Genomic DNA, 15,033 nt, shown 5'->3' with positions numbered 1-15,033 from the left:
AGCCTTGTCAGTCGGCGAGGATCAGGTACAGCGCGCGGCGCGTCTCGTCGAGCTTCGCGGAGGCGGCGGCGCGCTGCGCCTCCGAGGCCCCGCGGAACTGCTGGACGACGCCCATCAGCTTGCCGATGTTCTCGACGAACTCGCGGTCCGCGTCGCTCGCTCCGGGAGTGGCCTCCCAAGCGGCGGCGAGCTCGTCGGCGTGCTCGCGCACGTAGGTGCCGCCCGCGTCGGTGAGCTGGTACTCGGTGCCGCGGCCCTCGCCGACGGCCGTGATGAGGCCCTCGTCGACGAGCTGCTGGAGCGTGGGGTAGACCGAGCCGGGGCTGGGGCGCCACGAGCCGTTGGTCTTCTCGGCGATCGCCTTGATCAGGCCGTAGCCGTTCGAGGACTTCTCGGCGAGGAGGGAGAGCAGGGCGGCGCGGACGTCGCCGCGACGGGCCCGTCCTCCGCCGCGGCCGAAGCCGGGGCCGCCGAAGCCGGGGCCGCCGAAGCCGCCGAAGCCCGGGCCGAAGCCGAAGCCGGGACCGAAGCCGCGGCCGTGTCCGCCGGGGCCGCGGCGCTCGCGGCGGCCGGGCTGGTCGTGGCCGCCGCGGCCGTGGTCGTGGTCGCCGTGCGAGCGGTCGAAGCGGTCGCTGTGGTCGTGGAAGGAGTTCCTGGTGTTCATGGTGTCTCTTCTCGTGTCTGGGGATTCCTCTCGAAATCCGTCTCGCCCGTCGGAGCGAGTGCTCACGATCTGTCGGCGATGTAGTAAAGATATATCGGCGACTGTCACTCGTCAAGCACGGGTTTCGAACTACGCTCGAGGGACCCCCACCGGAAGGCCCCTCCGCATGCCGCTGTCCGCCGCCGCGCTCGCCGCGCTCCTCGACGAGTCACTCCTCACCGGCGCCGTCCTCACCGGCCGCGCGAGCAACCTCGGCAACCTCCGCCGCCTGGCCGCCCGCGAGCCCGCCCACCTCTACGGCGTCGACGTCGCCGAGCACTGGGACGTCGAGAGCCTGCTCGCGCTGATGGGGCAGCGGGTCGGCATCAGCACCGACCCCGCGTTCGAGCACGGCCAGGACCGGATCGACGCCGCGCTCACCGTCGCCGCGCTCGACGCCTATCGCGACCGCTTCGCCCGCGCCGTGCGCGAGGGCGCGCTGATCCTCTTCGCCACCGCGCACCCTGCGACCCTGCTGGACGTCTACCGCCGGCTCGCCGCGGCCGCGACGGCGGCGGGCGCCCGCGTGATCGACGTGAACGCCCTCCCGTTCGCCCGCCCCGACGGCATCCGAGTCGCCCTGGCCGACGAGCACCAGCGCCTCTGGTGCACGGGCGGCGTCACCTGCGCCTACCGCGGCGGCAGCCTCCAGCACACCCACTCGGCCGAGCCGATGAACGCCCTCCTCGACGAGCTCGAGGCGCTCGGCATCCGCCCCGACCTCGTCGTCGCCGACCACGGCTGGGCCGGGGCGGCCGGGCGGCGCGGTCTGCCGACGATCGCGATCGCCGACTGCAACGACCCCGCCGTCTTCGTCGCCGAGGCGCAGGGCTCGATCGAGGTGGTCGTCCCGATCGACGACGGTCTCGCCGTGCACCTCTACGAGCCGGTGATCGCCTACCTCCTGGACGGCCTCGACGCCACCTCCGAGCCCGCTCGGACCTCCGGCTCGTAGACTCGTCCAATGCTCGTCGGGATCCTGTGATCCGGCGAGCCGTGCGCGTTCCCGCGAGCCCGAGGTCAGCCCTCGCCACCACTTCCCAGACGGAGCATCCGTGACCCAGCCCCAGGACGGCCTCCTCCCGCGCTTCGCCGTCGGCGTCGACATCGGCGGCACCTCGATCAAGGCCTCCCTCGTCGACGTGACCACCGGCGAGCGCGCCGCCCGCCGCTTCGCCGTCGCGAACCCCGTCGGCAAGGAGCCCGAGGACTTCGCCGCGGCCATCGCCGGCATCGTCCGCGACGTCTCGCCGATCGCCGGCACGCCCGTCGGCGTGGGCTTTCCCGGCATCGTCCGCGGCGGCATCGTGCGGCAGACCACCCACGTCTCGCAGCGCTGGGTCGGGATCGACGCGCAGGCGCTGCTGTCCGAGGCGACCGGCGTCGACGTCGTCGTCGTCAACGACGCGGACGCAGCCGGCGTCGCCGAGCGCGAGTTCGGCGCGATGCGCGACCGCGAGGGCCTCTGCCTGCTCACCACGCTCGGCACCGGGATCGGCACCGCGCTGGTCTACGAGGGCGAGGTCATCCCCAACTCCGAGCTCGGCCACGTGCACATCGACGGCCCCGACTTCGAGCCGCGCGTCGGCTTCTCCGCCGTCCGCCGCGAGGGCATCACCCTCGAGGAGTGGGCGGGCCGCCTCAACGTCTACTACCGGCACCTCGAGATGCTGCTCTCGCCGCAGCTCTTCGTGATCGGCGGAGCCGCGGCGCACGTCTTCGACGAGTTCGCCCGCTTCCTCGACCTCGGCACCGAGATCGTCTCCGCCCGCTTCGGCAACGACGCCGGCTTCACCGGCGCCGCCATGGTCGCCGTCTCGCCCGACCGCCTCGCCCCCTGGTACCGCTCCACCCGCGGCGCCCACATCGATCCGGGCACCCCGGCCATCGCCGACTGACCGCCTGCGGAGCCGCGGAGCGGCGCCCCTATGTTGGTCGAGTAGCCGCATCGCGGCGTATCGAGACCCGCCCACCGAACGACGCCGGATCTCGATACGCCCTCTGCGAGGGCTACTCGATCAGCATGATGTGCACGCCCTCTGCGAGGGCTGCTCGATCAGCATGTCGGCGTCAGCGCCCCCGCAGCAGCCCGCGGTACAGCGCGTCCAGGCGCGCCGCCGCGGCCGCCCAGGTGTGGGCCGCCGCCCACTGCACGCCGCCGCGGCCGAGGCGCGCGCGCTCGGCGTCGTCGGCGAGCATTCGGCGGATCTCCGCCGCCCACACCGCCGGGTCGCCGGAGTCGATCAGCACGCCGCTCTCGCCGTCGCGCACCGCGTCGACCAGCCCGGTCGTCCGCCGGGCGAGCACCGGCGTCGCACTCGCCGCCGCCTCGAGCGCGATCAGCCCGAACGTCTCCGCCGCCGACGGAACCAGCGCGAGCCGCGCCCCCCGCAGCAGCGCCGCCGCCGTCTCCCGGTCGGCCACGCCCTCGAAGCGCAACCACTCGTCCACCCCGAGCTCCCGCGCCGCCGCGCGCACCTCCTCCAGGTACCCCTCGCGCCCCGGCGCCGGCCCGCCCGCCAGCCGCAGCAGCGGCCGCTCGCCCACCGGGATCCGCGCCAGCGCCTGCACCGCCAGCAGCTGCCCCTTCAGCGGCTGCACCCGCCCGAGCAGCACGATCTCCCGCGCGCGCTCGCCGTCACCCGGCGAGAACCGCGCATCCACCCCCGGCGGCACGACCAGCACGCGCGCCGGATCCACCCCGTACCCGTCCACGACGTCCGACCGCTCCGACGCCCCCGCGACCACCACCGCGTCCGCCGAGCTCAGGACCGAGCGCTCGGCGCGGATCCGCTCCTCCGGCTCCCGCACGTCGCCCGGCACCAGCCGCACGTTCTTCGCCAGCGAGTTCGAGTGCATCGAGTGCACGTGCGGAGCGCCGGTCAGCGCCCCCGCCAGCCCCGACACCCAGTAGTGCGAGTGCACGACGTCCGCACCTTCGGCGGCCTCGGCGAACACGGGCGCGGAGGCGGCCAGCGCGTACTTGTCCGCCGCCTCGACCGGCACGCCGACCACCGAGACCCCCGGCGCGAGCCGCCGCACGCCCTCGCCGCGGGTGAGCACGGTGACCTCCCAACCGAGCGCCGCGAGCTCGGGCAGCACCCCGGCGAGGTACACGTTCATCCCGCCGGCGTCGCCGGTCGAGGGCTGCTCGAGGGGCGAGGTGTGCGCCGAGACGATCGACAGGCGGGGCATCCGTCCATCGTAGGAGCGGGCGCGGAGGGCGCGGATCCCGCCCCGCGGCTCCCGGCGCCTCCGGAATCGGGTTGAATGGACGGATGCGCTCCGGTCGGTGCGCGGAGAGCGTGAGGTCCATGGCCCGCCAGAGTCCCCCCGAAGAGGTGCTGCCCCCCTCGGCCGTGCCCGGGGCCGAGGGCCGCGAACCCTTCAGCGAGCAGGACATCCGGGGACTCGTCGGCACCGCCGCCCTCGACAAGGGCGTCGCCTACGCCGACGAGGGCCGCGTCGCCGAGCTGCAGTGGTTCGGCGGGCGCACCCGGCTCTTCGGCCAGGTCCGCGGCTCCGGCCGCTCGCCCTACGCCGTGAGCGTGCAGCTGCGCGACGAGGGCGACCACTCGATCCTCCTCGGCGGCGCCTGCAGCTGCCCGGTCAAGCACGAGTGCAAGCACGTCGCCGCCGTCCTGATCGAGGCGCTGCGCCGCGAGCGCGAGGGCGCCCTGAGCGGCCCGTTCCCCGGCGAGGCCGCCGTCGACGCGGTCCCGGAGTGGCGCAGCGCCCTGGCGCCGCTGCTCGCCGGCGCCGAGCGCTCGCACACCGGCATCCCGCTCGGCCTCCAGTTCGAGCTCCTCCCCGGCGAGCCCGTGCGCCGCCCGCCCGGCCGCTACAACAGCTATCGTCCGCCGCCCGAGCCGCGCCCGCGCCTCGGCGTCCGCCCGGTGCGGATGGGCGACCGCGACCGCTGGGTCCGCACCGGCACCAGCTGGCGCGACCTCGGCTACCTCCACTACAGCCACGACTACGACGAGCGCCAGATCGACGTCGTCCGCGAGATGCAGGGCCTGCTCTCCGGGCACAGCGCCTCCAGCTACTACTCGCCCGACACCTGGCTCTACCTCGACCAGTGCCGGAGCGAGGCGATCTGGGCGGCCCTGCACGGCGCCGTCCGCGCCGGCATCGGCCTGGTCATGGGCGACCGCGACCAGACCCCGCTGAAGATCCTGGACACCACCGCCACGGCGTCCATCGACGTCACCCGCACCCCGGCCGGCCTCGAGCTGCGCTCGCTCGTCGCGATCGGCGACCACCCGGCGCCCGAGCACTTCGGCTTCATCGGCGACCCCGCCGTCGGCCTCTACACGTGGGACGAGGGCGACGAGCTGCGCGGCAAGGCCGTCACGCTCGTGCCGTTCGCCGCGCCGCTGGTCTCCTCCGCCCGGACCTTCCTCTGGAGCAACGAGCCGATCCGCATCCCGGAGCAGGAGGAGTCGGCGTTCCTCACCGAGCACTACCAGCGCCTGCACCGCCTCTTCGACATCGTCTCGCGCGACGGCTCCTTCGAGGCGCCGCCCGTCCCCGAGCCGCGGCTCGGCCTCACCCTCGAGCACACCGAAGGCGCGGGACTCCGTGGCTCCTGGTGGTGGCGCTACGGCATCGAGGGCGGCCGCGGCACCGAGGCCGAGCGCCTCCCGCTGCGCCTGGACGACGAGTCCGGCTACCGCGACGCCGAGGCCGAGCAGCGGATCCTCGACTCGCTCGGCGGCGCCGGCATCGACCCGGAGTCGACGCCCGCCCTGGTCTCGCCGTCGAGCCGCCGCCTCCGCCCCACCTTCGACCTGCGCGGCATGCAGACCGTCGGCTTCCTCACCGGCGAGGTCGAGCGCCTGCGCGAGCTCGGCACCGTCGAGATCGAGGAGATCGGCCAGCGCGTCGAGTACCGCGAGGCCGAGACCGCTCCGGTCGTCGCCGTGCAGACGGTCGCCCAGCCGGACAGCCGCGACTGGTTCAACCTCGAGATCTCGGTCACGGTCAACGAGGAGGCGGTCCCGCTCGCCGAGATCTTCCTCGCCCTGGCCCGCGGCGACGAGTACATGGTGCTGCCGAGCGGCGTCTACTTCGCGCTGGACGACGAGCGCTTCGGCCGCCTCCGCGAGCTGATCGCCGAGGCGCGCGAGCTCTCCGACGACCCGAGCGAGACGCTCCGGATCAGCCGCTTCCAGTCCTCGCTCTGGGACGAGCTGGTCGAGCTCGGCGTCGTCGAGGCGCAGGCCGCCGCCTGGCGCCGCTCGGTCGAGGGTCTCTCCGGCTTCACCGCGACCGGCGCCCTCGAGTCCCGCGCCCTCCCCGAGGGCTTCGCCGTCGAGCTGCGGCCGTACCAGCAGCTCGGCTACGACTGGCTCTCCTTCCTCTACGACAACCAGCTCGGCGGCGTCCTCGCCGACGACATGGGCCTCGGCAAGACCGTGCAGTCGCTCGCGCTGGTCACCCGGGTGATGCAGGAGCAGCGCGCGGCCGCCGCGAGCGCCGGCACCTCGCCCCGCCCGTTCCTCGTCGTCGCGCCGACGAGCGTCGTGCCCAACTGGGTCGGCGAGGCCAAGCGCTTCGCCCCCGACCTGCGCGTGGTCGGCATCGACGAGACCTCGAAGAAGAAGCGCAAGGCGCTGTCGACGATGATCGGCGAGGCCGAGCTGGTCGTCACCTCCTACGCCCTCTTCCGCCTCGACTACGAGTCCTACGCCGGCATCCAGTGGTCCGGCTTCCTGCTCGACGAGGCGCAGTTCGTCAAGAACCGCCAGTCGGCCACCCACCAGCTCGCCCGGCGCCTCGACGTGCCGTTCAAGCTCGCCATCACGGGCACGCCGATGGAGAACAACGTGATGGAGCTCTGGTCGCTGCTGTCGATCGTCGCTCCGGGCCTCTTCCCCTCGCCGGCCGGCTTCGCCGAGTACTACCAGAAGCCGATCGAGCGCGACGCCGACACCGAGCGCCTCAGCCAGCTGCGCCGCCGCATCCGCCCGCTGATGCTCCGCCGCACCAAGGAGCTCGTCGCGACGGAGCTGCCGCCCAAGCAGGAGCAGACCATCGAGGTCGAGCTCGGCACCCGCCAGCGCAAGGTCTACGACACCTACCTCGCCCGCGAGCGGCAGCGGGTGCTCGGCCTGATCGGCGACTTCGAGAAGAACCGGTTCGCGATCTTCCGCGCCCTCACCGTGCTCCGCCAGGTCGCGCTCGACGCGGCCCTGGTCGACGAGGCGCACGCCACGGTGCCGTCGACCAAGCTCGACCTGCTCGACGAGCTGCTCGCCGACGCGCTCGCCGAGGGGCACCGGGTGCTGGTCTTCAGCCAGTTCACCCGCTTCCTCGGCCGGGTGCGCGGCCGGCTCGACGCGGCCGGCGTCGAGTACGCCTACCTCGACGGCGCCACCAAGAAGCGCGACGAGGTGATCGACCGCTTCCGCTCCGGCGAGGCGGGCGTCTTCCTCATCTCGCTGAAGGCGGGCGGCTTCGGCCTCAACCTCACCGAGGCCGACTACTGCATCCTGCTCGACCCGTGGTGGAACCCGGCGACGGAGTCGCAGGCCGTCGACCGCGCCCACCGCATCGGCCAGACCCGCTCGGTGATGGTCTACCGGCTCGTCGCGAAGGACACCATCGAGGAGAAGGTGATGGCGCTCAAGGAGGCGAAGGCCGCCCTGTTCGCGGCCGTCATGTCCGACGACGGCGCGGCAGCGACCGGCGGCATCACCGCGGAGGACGTGCGCGAGCTGCTCGGCTGAGCGGCCCGGGTCGGTGCGGGTCCGGTCAGCAGGCCGGGTCCGCGAGCGCCTTCACGAACGCGCCGGTCTGGTAGACGTACTCGTAGGCCCAGTCGCCGAGCGTGTACGGCTCGCCGGAGGACACCATCGACAGCTCGCCGTCGAAGCAGCGGCCGAGCAGCAGGCGCGCCCGGGCGATGTGGGGGGTCTGCGTGATGACGACGACGCTGTCCCAGTGGTCCGCCCGCGCGTCGTCGGCCAGGGCGCGCGCCTCGCCCTGGGTGGTCCCGGGCTCGGCGGTGAAGCAGATCACGTCCATGTCCGGCTCGTCGCAGGCCACGACGTCGTTCTCGCCCGGAGCCGCGGCCAGATCCGAGGCCCAGACCGAGATCACCAGGGTGTCGGCCACTCCCGCCTCGACGAGGTCGCGGCCGAGCTCGGTGCGCGCGCGGGTGGGCGGCCCGAGGACGAGGACCGCGTCGGCGTGCTCCGGCACCGGATCGATCGCGGGCAGCACGTAGACCGGGATCCCGGCGCCGACCACCAGCACGAGCGCGGCGAGGGCGCCGACGCCGAGGCGCCGTGCCAGCCGTCCTGCCCTGTGCATGCGTCTCCTCGCGAACCCCGGCGGTCACCGTACCCCAGGCAGGTGACACGGGTGTTTCGGCGGCTCGGGACTCCTGCATCACGCGGACCGTCCTGCTGTGCCCGCAAGCCCCCGATCGCAGCTGGCAGCGCGCGGACCGAACTCTGACATCCTGTGTCTTCGGAGCACAGGACGGTGACTCGTGGCGCTCCCGCGACGCCGTCGCTCCTCCTCGACAGAAGGACAGGCGATGGCTGAACCGACACTGGTGGACGTCGCGCGCATCGCGGGGGTGTCCCGTGCGACCGCCGCGCGCGTGCTCGCGGGCCGGACCAACGTCGACGCCGGCATGACCGCCGCCGTGGAGCGCGCCGCGAAGCAGCTGGGCTACGAGGCGAACGGCGCCGCGCGCATGCTGCGCGGGGGACGCGCGGGCTCGATCGCGCTGATCGTCGCCTTCGAGGATCTCGACCGCCTGCCCGGGACGATCCTCACGGCGGTCCTGAAGGGCGCCGCGGCGAGCCTGCACGCGCAGGGGGTCCAGCCGGTCCTGCTGCCCGCGGACTACGACGACAGAGGCCGCGTCGCCCGGCTTCTCCGCACGCGCGCGGTCGACGGGGCCATCGTGATCCTGCAGAACGAGATGACCCAGGTGACCCAGGAGCTGGCCGAGTCTCCCGCGCCGATCGCCTGGGTGGGACGGCCGCGGGTCGCCCTCGCGGACGACGCGCTCGTGATCGATGCGGACAACTACGGGGGAGGGAGGCTCGCCGCACGAGTGCTGGCCGAGTCCGGCCGTCGGCGACTCGGCATCATCACGGGCCCCCACGACATGAAGCCCGCCCGTGAGCGGCTGCGCGGCTGGCGCGACGAACTGGAGCACCTGGGCATCGACTACGCGCCCCTCGCGCACGGTGCGTTCACGGTCGAGAGCGGCGTGACCGCGATGGTGCGCCTCCTGCAGCGCTACCCCGATCTCGACGGGATCTTCGCCTCCTCCGACCTGATGGCGCACGGCGCGATCCACGTCCTCCGGGCCGCGGGGCGGCGCGTGCCGACGGACGTCTCGGTCGTGGGCTTCGACGACGTCGTCATCGCGACCACGACGGACCCGCCGATCACGACGATCCGCCAGCCCCTCGCGGAGATGGGCCGCATCGCCGCCGAGACCGTCGTCGCCGTCCTGCAGGGACGCGAGATCGACCGGCAGCGGATCCTGCCCGTGAGCCTCGTCCAGCGGGAATCCGCGTAGCGCGGAGGGCGTCCTCGAGAAGCGCGGCGCTCAGGGTCGCCGTCGGCTCAGTCCGCGACCAGCGACCGCAGCTCCCGCACCCCCGCGACCACGTCGGCGCCGACGCGCCCCGCCTGCACCGCCGCGCGCAGCGGCAGCGTGCGATGCGGTCGCAGCAGCCGCCGCGCCGCCGTGCAGGGCAGCGCGTAGAGCGCGACGACGCCCGCGTCGATCCCGTCGAGCCCGCCGTCGTCGCGGCCGAAGACCAGCTCGCGTCCCTCGCGGGCGAGCTCCTCGGGCAGCGCCGCCTCGCCGACCGGCAGCCGCACGGAGGCGAGCACGGCGGCGGCGACGATCCGGCGGCGCAGCGGCCGGCCGATCGCGTCTCCGGCGAGCTCGCCGAAGAAGTCGGCGTGCCGCTCGAGGATCGCGGCGACGGTCTCGGCGAGGCGCTCCATCTCGGGGTGCAGCGACAGCCGCGCGAGGCGGCGGTAGGCGTGCAGCGCGATCTGCGCGTCGACCGCCAGCGCGAGGGCGATGGGCCCTGCGAGCAGCCGGGACGAGCGGTCGCGCAGCACCCGGCTCCTGACCACGGGCTCGGCCGGGCCGGTCTCGACACCGCGGATCCGCGGCGAGGCCGCCAGCACCTCGCCGAGCGCATCGGCGATCCGGTGCCGCTCGGCGGCCCAGGTCGTCGCGAACGACCGCACCCGCGGGTCCGGATGCGCCCGCGCGAGCGGCAGCACCCGCACGACGGCCGCGTGCTCGAGAGCGCGGAGGTAGGCGGACGCGACGATCGCCTCGCGATCCAGCGGCGCCTCCTCGAACTCGCGGATCGAGAAGTGGTCGCGGAGGCTGCCGTGCGCGCTGCGACGGTAGCTCTCCACATCGAACGGTTCCGCGATGCCCATGCTCCACCCGCCTTCGCTTCGACCGTACCGCCATCCTGGGCCCGGAACCTGAACGGCGGAAGGTCCGCCGCTGCCAGACTGGAGCCCGCGCGCCGCCCGGCCGCGGGACGGGGCGGAGATGGGGTCTCGCGGATCCGCGGTCGCCGCGATCGTCCTCGCCGCGGTCTGCTTCGGCACCACCGGCACCGCGCAGTCGCTCGGCGCGGAGGGCGTCGATCCGCTGCTGCTCGGCGCCGCCCGGATCGTGCTCGGCGGGGCGCTGCTGGCCGCCCTGCTCGGCGTCGAGACGGCGCGCGCTCCGCGCCGCGCCGCCCGGAGGCCGCGCGTCTCGACGGTGCTGCTCGTCCTCCTCGGCGCGGCCGGCGTCGCCGCGTACCAGCCCGCCTTCTTCACCGGCACCGCCGAGAACGGCGTCGCGGTCGGCACGATCGTCGCGCTCGGCTCCGCCCCCGCCTTCACCGGACTGCTCGAGTGGCTCCTGCTGCGCTCCGCCCCGAGCCCGCGCTGGTTCGTCTCGACGGCGCTCGCCGCGGTCGGCGTCGTGCTGCTCGCCGGCCTGCTGACCGGCGGCGCCGCGGGCGGAGTCTCCGTGCTCGGTCTCGCCGGCTCGGCCGGGGCCGGCGCCGCCTACGCGCTCTACGCGGTCTGCGGCAAGCTGCTGCTCGAGCGCGGCCTCAGCCCGGCCGCCGCGATGGGCGCCCAGTTCGGCACCGCCGCGCTGCTCGCGCTGCCGGTCCTGCTCGCGGGTGACCCCGGACGCCTCGCCGGCTCCCTCCCCGCCGTGCTCTGGCTCGGCGTGGTGACCGTCGCGGTCGCCTACACCTTCTTCGCGCGGGGCTTGCGCCTCCTGCCCGCCGCCACGGTCTCGACGCTCACCCTCGTCGAGCCCGCCACCGCGACCCTCCTCGGCGTCGCCCTGCTCGGCGAGCGGCTGACGCCCGACGCGGTCGCCGGCATCGTCGTCCTGGTGCTCGCCGTGCTGCTCCTGGCACTGCCCGCGCGCCGGGGGAGTGCGCGCCGGGGGAGTGCCGCGCCGCAGGAGGTCCGAGGTCGTCGCGCCTGAGGCGCCGTCGAGCCTCGCGGAGTAGCCTCTGCCCTGCCGCGGCGCCTGAGCGCCTCACCGATCGACGACGAGGGGGCGGATCCGATGACCAACCCCTGGCTCGCCCTGCCCGGCAGCGGTCGCCGCCGCCCGCTGGTCGAGGCGTCCTGGGAGCGGGCGCGCCGCCACCGCCTCGACCCCGAGCGCCTCACCGCGCCGCTGTCCTTCTCGAGCGACGAGCTGCGCGACTACCGGATGGGCCACCCGCTCGCCTCAGTGCTGCCCGTCATCCGGCGCCTCTTCGTCCGCGACGCCGACGAGGACAGCGGCGTGCTCGTCGCGGTCGGCGACGCCCTCGGGCGGCTGCTCTGGATCGACGGCGATCAGGCGCTGAAGAGCTCCGCCGAGCGGATGCTCTTCGTCGAGGGCGCGGCCTGGGCCGAGCCCGACGTCGGCACCTCCGCTCCCGGCACCGCCCTCGTCCTCGACCACGGCGTGCAGATCCACGGCGCCGAGCACTTCGCGTCCCTCGTCCACCCGTGGAGCTGCACCGCGGTGCCGATCCACGACCCCGAGACCCACGAGATCCTCGGGGTGATCGACATCACCGGCGGCGCCGAGGTCGTCGCGCCGCAGACCCTGCCGCTGATGGAGGCGACCGCGGCGGCCGTCGAGAGCCAGCTGATGGTGCAGCGGCTGCAGCGCCCGCGCCGCGCGCAACCCCGCCGCTCGCCACCTCGGCCCGCGGCGGCCCGCGCGCCGAGCCTGCGCGTCCTCGGCCGCGAGACCGGCGTCGTCACCGCCGACGGCGTCGAGCTCGAGCTCTCCACCCGGCACGCCGAGATCCTCACCCTCCTCGCCTGGCACCGCGCGGGGCTGTCCGCCGAGGCGCTCGCCCAGCTGCTCTACGGGCGGGAGGACGCGGTGGTCACCGTGCGCGCCGAGATGGTGCGCCTGCGCCGGATCCTCGAGCCGCGCCTCCCGAGGCTGGTGCCGCTCTCGCGCCCGTACCGCCTCGCCAGTCCGGTCGACCTCGACGCGCGCCAGGTGGTCGGCCTGCTCGATCGCGGCGCGCACCGGCTCGCCCTCGACGCCTACGCCGGCGCCCCGCTGCCCGGCTCCGAGGCCCCCGGCATCCGCGCGATCGCCGACGAGCTGCGCGCCCGCGTCCGCGCCACCGTGCTCACCAGCGCTGCCGCCGAGACGCTGCTCGCCTACGCGCACGGGCCCGACGGCCACGACGACGCGGAGGTCTGGGCCGAGCTGCTGCGGATCCTGCCGCGCCGCTCGCCCCGCCGCGCCGGCATCGTCGCGCACCTCGAGGAGCTCGAGGCCGAGCAGCGCTGACCCGCGCTCGGCCACCGCCTCCGTCTCCGCGGCCGTGCAACGGCGTGCAACCTCCCGCGACGTACGGTCGGACCGAGCGCGACACCCCGCACTCACCCGACAACGACGTCGATGGAGGTCCACATGACGCTGTACGCCGACCCGGTAGCCGACCAGGCACCGAAGGAACCGGAGTCCACGGTCTACGCCAACCCGGGCACGGAGGGATCCGTCGCCTCGTTCCGCTCCCGGTACGACCACTTCATCGGAGGCGAGTACGTCGCCCCCGCGAAGGGCCAGTACTTCGAGAACATCACCCCGATCACCGGGAAGCCCTTCTGCGAGATCGCCCGCGGCACCGCCGAGGACATCGACCGCGCGGTCGAGGCCGGCTGGAAGGCCTTCCCGAGCTGGGGGAAGACCAGCCCCGCCGAGCGCTCGAACGTGCTGCTGCGCATCGCCGACCGGATGGAGGCGAACCTCGAGCTGCTCGCGGTCGCCGAGACCTGGGAGAACGGCAAGCCGGTGCGCGAGACCCTCGCCGCCGACATCCCCCTCGCGATCGACCACTTCCGCTACTTCGCCGGCGCCCTGCGCGCCCAGGAGGGCGGCGTCTCCGAGATCGACCACGACACCATCGCGTACCACTTCCACGAGCCGCTCGGCGTGGTCGGCCAGATCATCCCCTGGAACTTCCCGATCCTGATGGCCGTGTGGAAGCTCGCTCCGGCGCTCGCCGCCGGCAACTGCATCGTCCTCAAGCCGGCCGAGCAGACCCCCGCGTCGATCCACGTCCTGATGGACCTGATCCACGACCTGCTGCCCGACGGCGTCCTCAACATCGTCAACGGCTTCGGGATCGAGGCCGGCGCTCCGCTCGCCTCGCACCCGCGGATCCGCAAGATCGCCTTCACCGGCGAGACGACCACAGGCCGCCTGATCATGCAGTACGCGAGCGAGAACCTCATCCCGGTCACCCTCGAGCTCGGCGGCAAGAGCCCCAACGTGTTCTTCGCCGACGTGGCCGCCGAGCGCGACTCCTTCTACGACAAGGCGCTCGAGGGCTTCTCGTTCTTCGCCCTCAACCAGGGCGAGGTCTGCACCTGCCCCTCCCGCGCCCTCGTGCAGAAGTCCATCTACGACGACTTCGTCGGCGACGGACTGGAGCGCGTCGGCCGGATCAAGCAGGGCAACCCGCTCGACGTCTCGACGATGATCGGCGCCCAGGCCTCCAACGACCAGCTGGAGAAGATCCTCTCCTACATGGACATCGGCAAGCAGGAGGGCGCGAAGCTGCTCATCGGCGGCGACCGCGCCGACCTCGGCGGCGAGCTCAGCGGCGGCTACTACGTCAACCCGACGGTCTTCGAGGGGCGCAACTCCATGCGCATCTTCCAGGAGGAGATCTTCGGCCCCGTCCTCGCCCTCACCTCGTTCGAGGACTTCGACGACGGCATCGCCATCGCCAACGACACCCTCTACGGCCTCGGCGCCGGAGTCTGGAGCCGCAACGGCGCCCAGCTCTACCGCGCCGGTCGCGCCATCGAGGCCGGCCGCGTCTGGTCCAACACCTACCACCAGTACCCGGCCCACGCGGCCTTCGGCGGCTACAAGCAGTCCGGCATCGGCCGCGAGAACCACAAGATGATGCTCGACCACTACCAGCAGACGAAGAACCTCCTCGTCAGCTACGCGGAAGGGCCCATGGGCTTCTTCTGAGCCGTCTTGCGGCGATTCCTCGCTCCGCTCGTCATCACCGCCGCGGTCGGCTTTCCGAGGTGGTCGCGCCGAGTGGAGCGGGGAGCGTCGCGCTCCGCGAATCCGCTGGCACGCGGATTCGCGCTCCGCGCTCTCCCTTGCTGAGCATGCTGTTCGAGCAGCCCGCGCAGCGGGCGTATCGAGACCCACGTCCTCCCGCAGCTGCGGCAGCACGCACCCCTCGCTCGGCCTCGCACTTCACGCGAACATGCTGGTCGAGCAGCCCGCGCAGCGGGCGCATCGAGACCCACCCCGCCAGACACCACACCCCCGAGAGGACACCGCCCATGGACAGCACGCGCGTCGACGTGACCGAGGCGGCAGCCGGCATGCTGCGGAGGATGAGCGAGCTGCACGGCCCGCTGATGTTCCACCAGTCCGGCGGGTGCTGCGACGGCAGCTCGCCGATGTGCTTCCCGGTCGGGATGTTCCGCACGGGAGCGTCCGACGTGCTCGTCGAGACACTGCACGTCGACGGGCTCGCCCCGATCGAGTTCTACATGTCGCGGACGCAGTTCGAGTACTGGAAGCACACCCACCTCACCGTCGACCTGGTCGACGGGCGGGGGAGCGGCTTCAGCGTCGAGGCGCCCGAGGGCAAGCGCTTCATGATCCGCAGCCGCCTCCTCACCGACGCCGAGCTGGTCGAGTTCGGCCTCCTGCCTGCCGCCGCCGTCCAGCTCTGACCCTTCCCGGTCGCGCGGAATCACTCGACTCGGGAATATACCCCCCGGGGGTATGTTGCACCACGGTGACCGACCAC

Annotated in this window: 12 protein-coding genes; 8 read left to right on the top strand and 4 right to left on the bottom strand. The window is 73.6% G+C overall.

Annotated elements, in window-relative coordinates; translation table 11 throughout:
- Positions 1-7: 7 nt before the first annotated feature.
- The gene (locus tag MT353_RS06485) at positions 8-664 is read right to left on the bottom strand and encodes a PadR family transcriptional regulator (RefSeq protein ID WP_243615980.1); all 657 of its coding nucleotides are present in this window, start codon (positions 662-664) and stop codon (positions 8-10) included.
- Positions 665-830: 166 nt separating this feature from the next.
- Between MT353_RS06485 and MT353_RS06480 the strand changes: the two genes are divergently transcribed.
- Positions 831-1,658: a phosphatase gene (locus MT353_RS06480; protein ID WP_243615979.1), complete on the top strand. Its 828-nt coding sequence runs from the start codon at positions 831-833 to the stop codon at positions 1,656-1,658.
- 100 nt (positions 1,659-1,758) lie between these two features.
- Complete coding sequence (locus MT353_RS06475) at positions 1,759-2,601, top strand: ROK family protein (RefSeq protein WP_243623889.1); 843 nt, start codon at positions 1,759-1,761, stop codon at positions 2,599-2,601.
- Between the two features lie 172 nt (positions 2,602-2,773).
- Here MT353_RS06475 and MT353_RS06470 read toward each other — a convergent pair whose 3' ends face one another.
- The gene (locus tag MT353_RS06470; RefSeq protein ID WP_243623888.1) at positions 2,774-3,898 is read right to left on the bottom strand and encodes a glycosyltransferase; all 1,125 of its coding nucleotides are present in this window, start codon (positions 3,896-3,898) and stop codon (positions 2,774-2,776) included.
- A gap of 119 nt (positions 3,899-4,017) precedes the next feature.
- On the opposite strand from MT353_RS06470, the gene MT353_RS06465 reads away from it, so the two are divergent.
- Complete coding sequence (locus MT353_RS06465; protein ID WP_243623887.1) at positions 4,018-7,437, top strand: SNF2-related protein; 3,420 nt, start codon at positions 4,018-4,020, stop codon at positions 7,435-7,437.
- 25 nt (positions 7,438-7,462) lie between these two features.
- On the opposite strand, the gene MT353_RS06460 is transcribed toward MT353_RS06465, so the two are convergent.
- Positions 7,463-8,023, bottom strand: a complete 561-nt coding sequence (locus MT353_RS06460) for a hypothetical protein (protein ID WP_132437502.1) — start codon at positions 8,021-8,023, stop codon at positions 7,463-7,465.
- Between the two features lie 229 nt (positions 8,024-8,252).
- Here MT353_RS06460 and MT353_RS06455 point away from each other — a divergent pair, with 229 nt between their 5' ends.
- Positions 8,253-9,254 (top strand): LacI family DNA-binding transcriptional regulator, encoded by a 1,002-nt coding sequence (locus MT353_RS06455; protein ID WP_243623886.1) that lies wholly within the window; start codon positions 8,253-8,255, stop codon positions 9,252-9,254.
- A 47-nt stretch (positions 9,255-9,301) separates the two neighbouring features.
- On the opposite strand, the gene MT353_RS06450 is transcribed toward MT353_RS06455, so the two are convergent.
- Complete coding sequence (locus tag MT353_RS06450; protein WP_243615976.1) at positions 9,302-10,144, bottom strand: ferritin-like domain-containing protein; 843 nt, start codon at positions 10,142-10,144, stop codon at positions 9,302-9,304.
- A 118-nt stretch (positions 10,145-10,262) separates the two neighbouring features.
- On the opposite strand from MT353_RS06450, the gene MT353_RS06445 reads away from it, so the two are divergent.
- From MT353_RS06445 to MT353_RS06430, 4 genes are all read left to right on the top strand, one after another.
- Positions 10,263-11,207 carry a DMT family transporter gene (locus tag MT353_RS06445; protein WP_243615975.1) on the top strand — a complete coding sequence of 315 codons (945 nt, stop codon included), beginning with the start codon at positions 10,263-10,265 and terminating at the stop codon, positions 11,205-11,207.
- A gap of 84 nt (positions 11,208-11,291) precedes the next feature.
- Positions 11,292-12,533 carry a helix-turn-helix domain-containing protein gene (locus MT353_RS06440; protein WP_243623885.1) on the top strand — a complete coding sequence of 414 codons (1,242 nt, stop codon included), beginning with the start codon at positions 11,292-11,294 and terminating at the stop codon, positions 12,531-12,533.
- A gap of 123 nt (positions 12,534-12,656) precedes the next feature.
- Positions 12,657-14,231, top strand: coding sequence for an aldehyde dehydrogenase family protein (locus tag MT353_RS06435; protein ID WP_243623884.1), 1,575 nt, complete (start codon positions 12,657-12,659; stop codon positions 14,229-14,231).
- 326 nt (positions 14,232-14,557) lie between these two features.
- Positions 14,558-14,956, top strand: a complete 399-nt coding sequence (locus tag MT353_RS06430; protein WP_123736755.1) for a DUF779 domain-containing protein — start codon at positions 14,558-14,560, stop codon at positions 14,954-14,956.
- The last annotated feature ends 77 nt before the right edge of the window (positions 14,957-15,033 follow it).

It is taken from the genome of Rathayibacter sp. VKM Ac-2927 (genome assembly GCF_022815525.1).
Taxonomy (GTDB): domain Bacteria; phylum Actinomycetota; class Actinomycetes; order Actinomycetales; family Microbacteriaceae; genus Rathayibacter; species Rathayibacter festucae.
Note: the sequence above shows the minus strand (reverse complement) of the source record. Positions and strands in the feature narration are given on the sequence as shown.

What these genes read in the sequence shown, in the direction of transcription:
- MT353_RS06485 (WP_243615980.1), bottom strand. Translation starts at nt 664, where the DNA reads ATGAACACCAGGAACTCCTTCCACGACCACAGCGACCGCTTCGACCGC.
- MT353_RS06480 (WP_243615979.1), top strand. Translation starts at nt 831, where the DNA reads ATGCCGCTGTCCGCCGCCGCGCTCGCCGCGCTCCTCGACGAGTCACTC.
- MT353_RS06470 (WP_243623888.1), bottom strand. Translation starts at nt 3,898, where the DNA reads ATGCCCCGCCTGTCGATCGTCTCGGCGCACACCTCGCCCCTCGAGCAG.
- MT353_RS06465 (WP_243623887.1), top strand. Translation starts at nt 4,018, where the DNA reads ATGGCCCGCCAGAGTCCCCCCGAAGAGGTGCTGCCCCCCTCGGCCGTG.
- MT353_RS06460 (WP_132437502.1), bottom strand. Translation starts at nt 8,023, where the DNA reads ATGCACAGGGCAGGACGGCTGGCACGGCGCCTCGGCGTCGGCGCCCTC.
- MT353_RS06455 (WP_243623886.1), top strand. Translation starts at nt 8,253, where the DNA reads ATGGCTGAACCGACACTGGTGGACGTCGCGCGCATCGCGGGGGTGTCC.
- MT353_RS06450 (WP_243615976.1), bottom strand. Translation starts at nt 10,144, where the DNA reads ATGGGCATCGCGGAACCGTTCGATGTGGAGAGCTACCGTCGCAGCGCG.
- MT353_RS06445 (WP_243615975.1), top strand. Translation starts at nt 10,263, where the DNA reads ATGGGGTCTCGCGGATCCGCGGTCGCCGCGATCGTCCTCGCCGCGGTC.
- MT353_RS06440 (WP_243623885.1), top strand. Translation starts at nt 11,292, where the DNA reads ATGACCAACCCCTGGCTCGCCCTGCCCGGCAGCGGTCGCCGCCGCCCG.
- MT353_RS06435 (WP_243623884.1), top strand. Translation starts at nt 12,657, where the DNA reads ATGACGCTGTACGCCGACCCGGTAGCCGACCAGGCACCGAAGGAACCG.
- MT353_RS06430 (WP_123736755.1), top strand. Translation starts at nt 14,558, where the DNA reads ATGGACAGCACGCGCGTCGACGTGACCGAGGCGGCAGCCGGCATGCTG.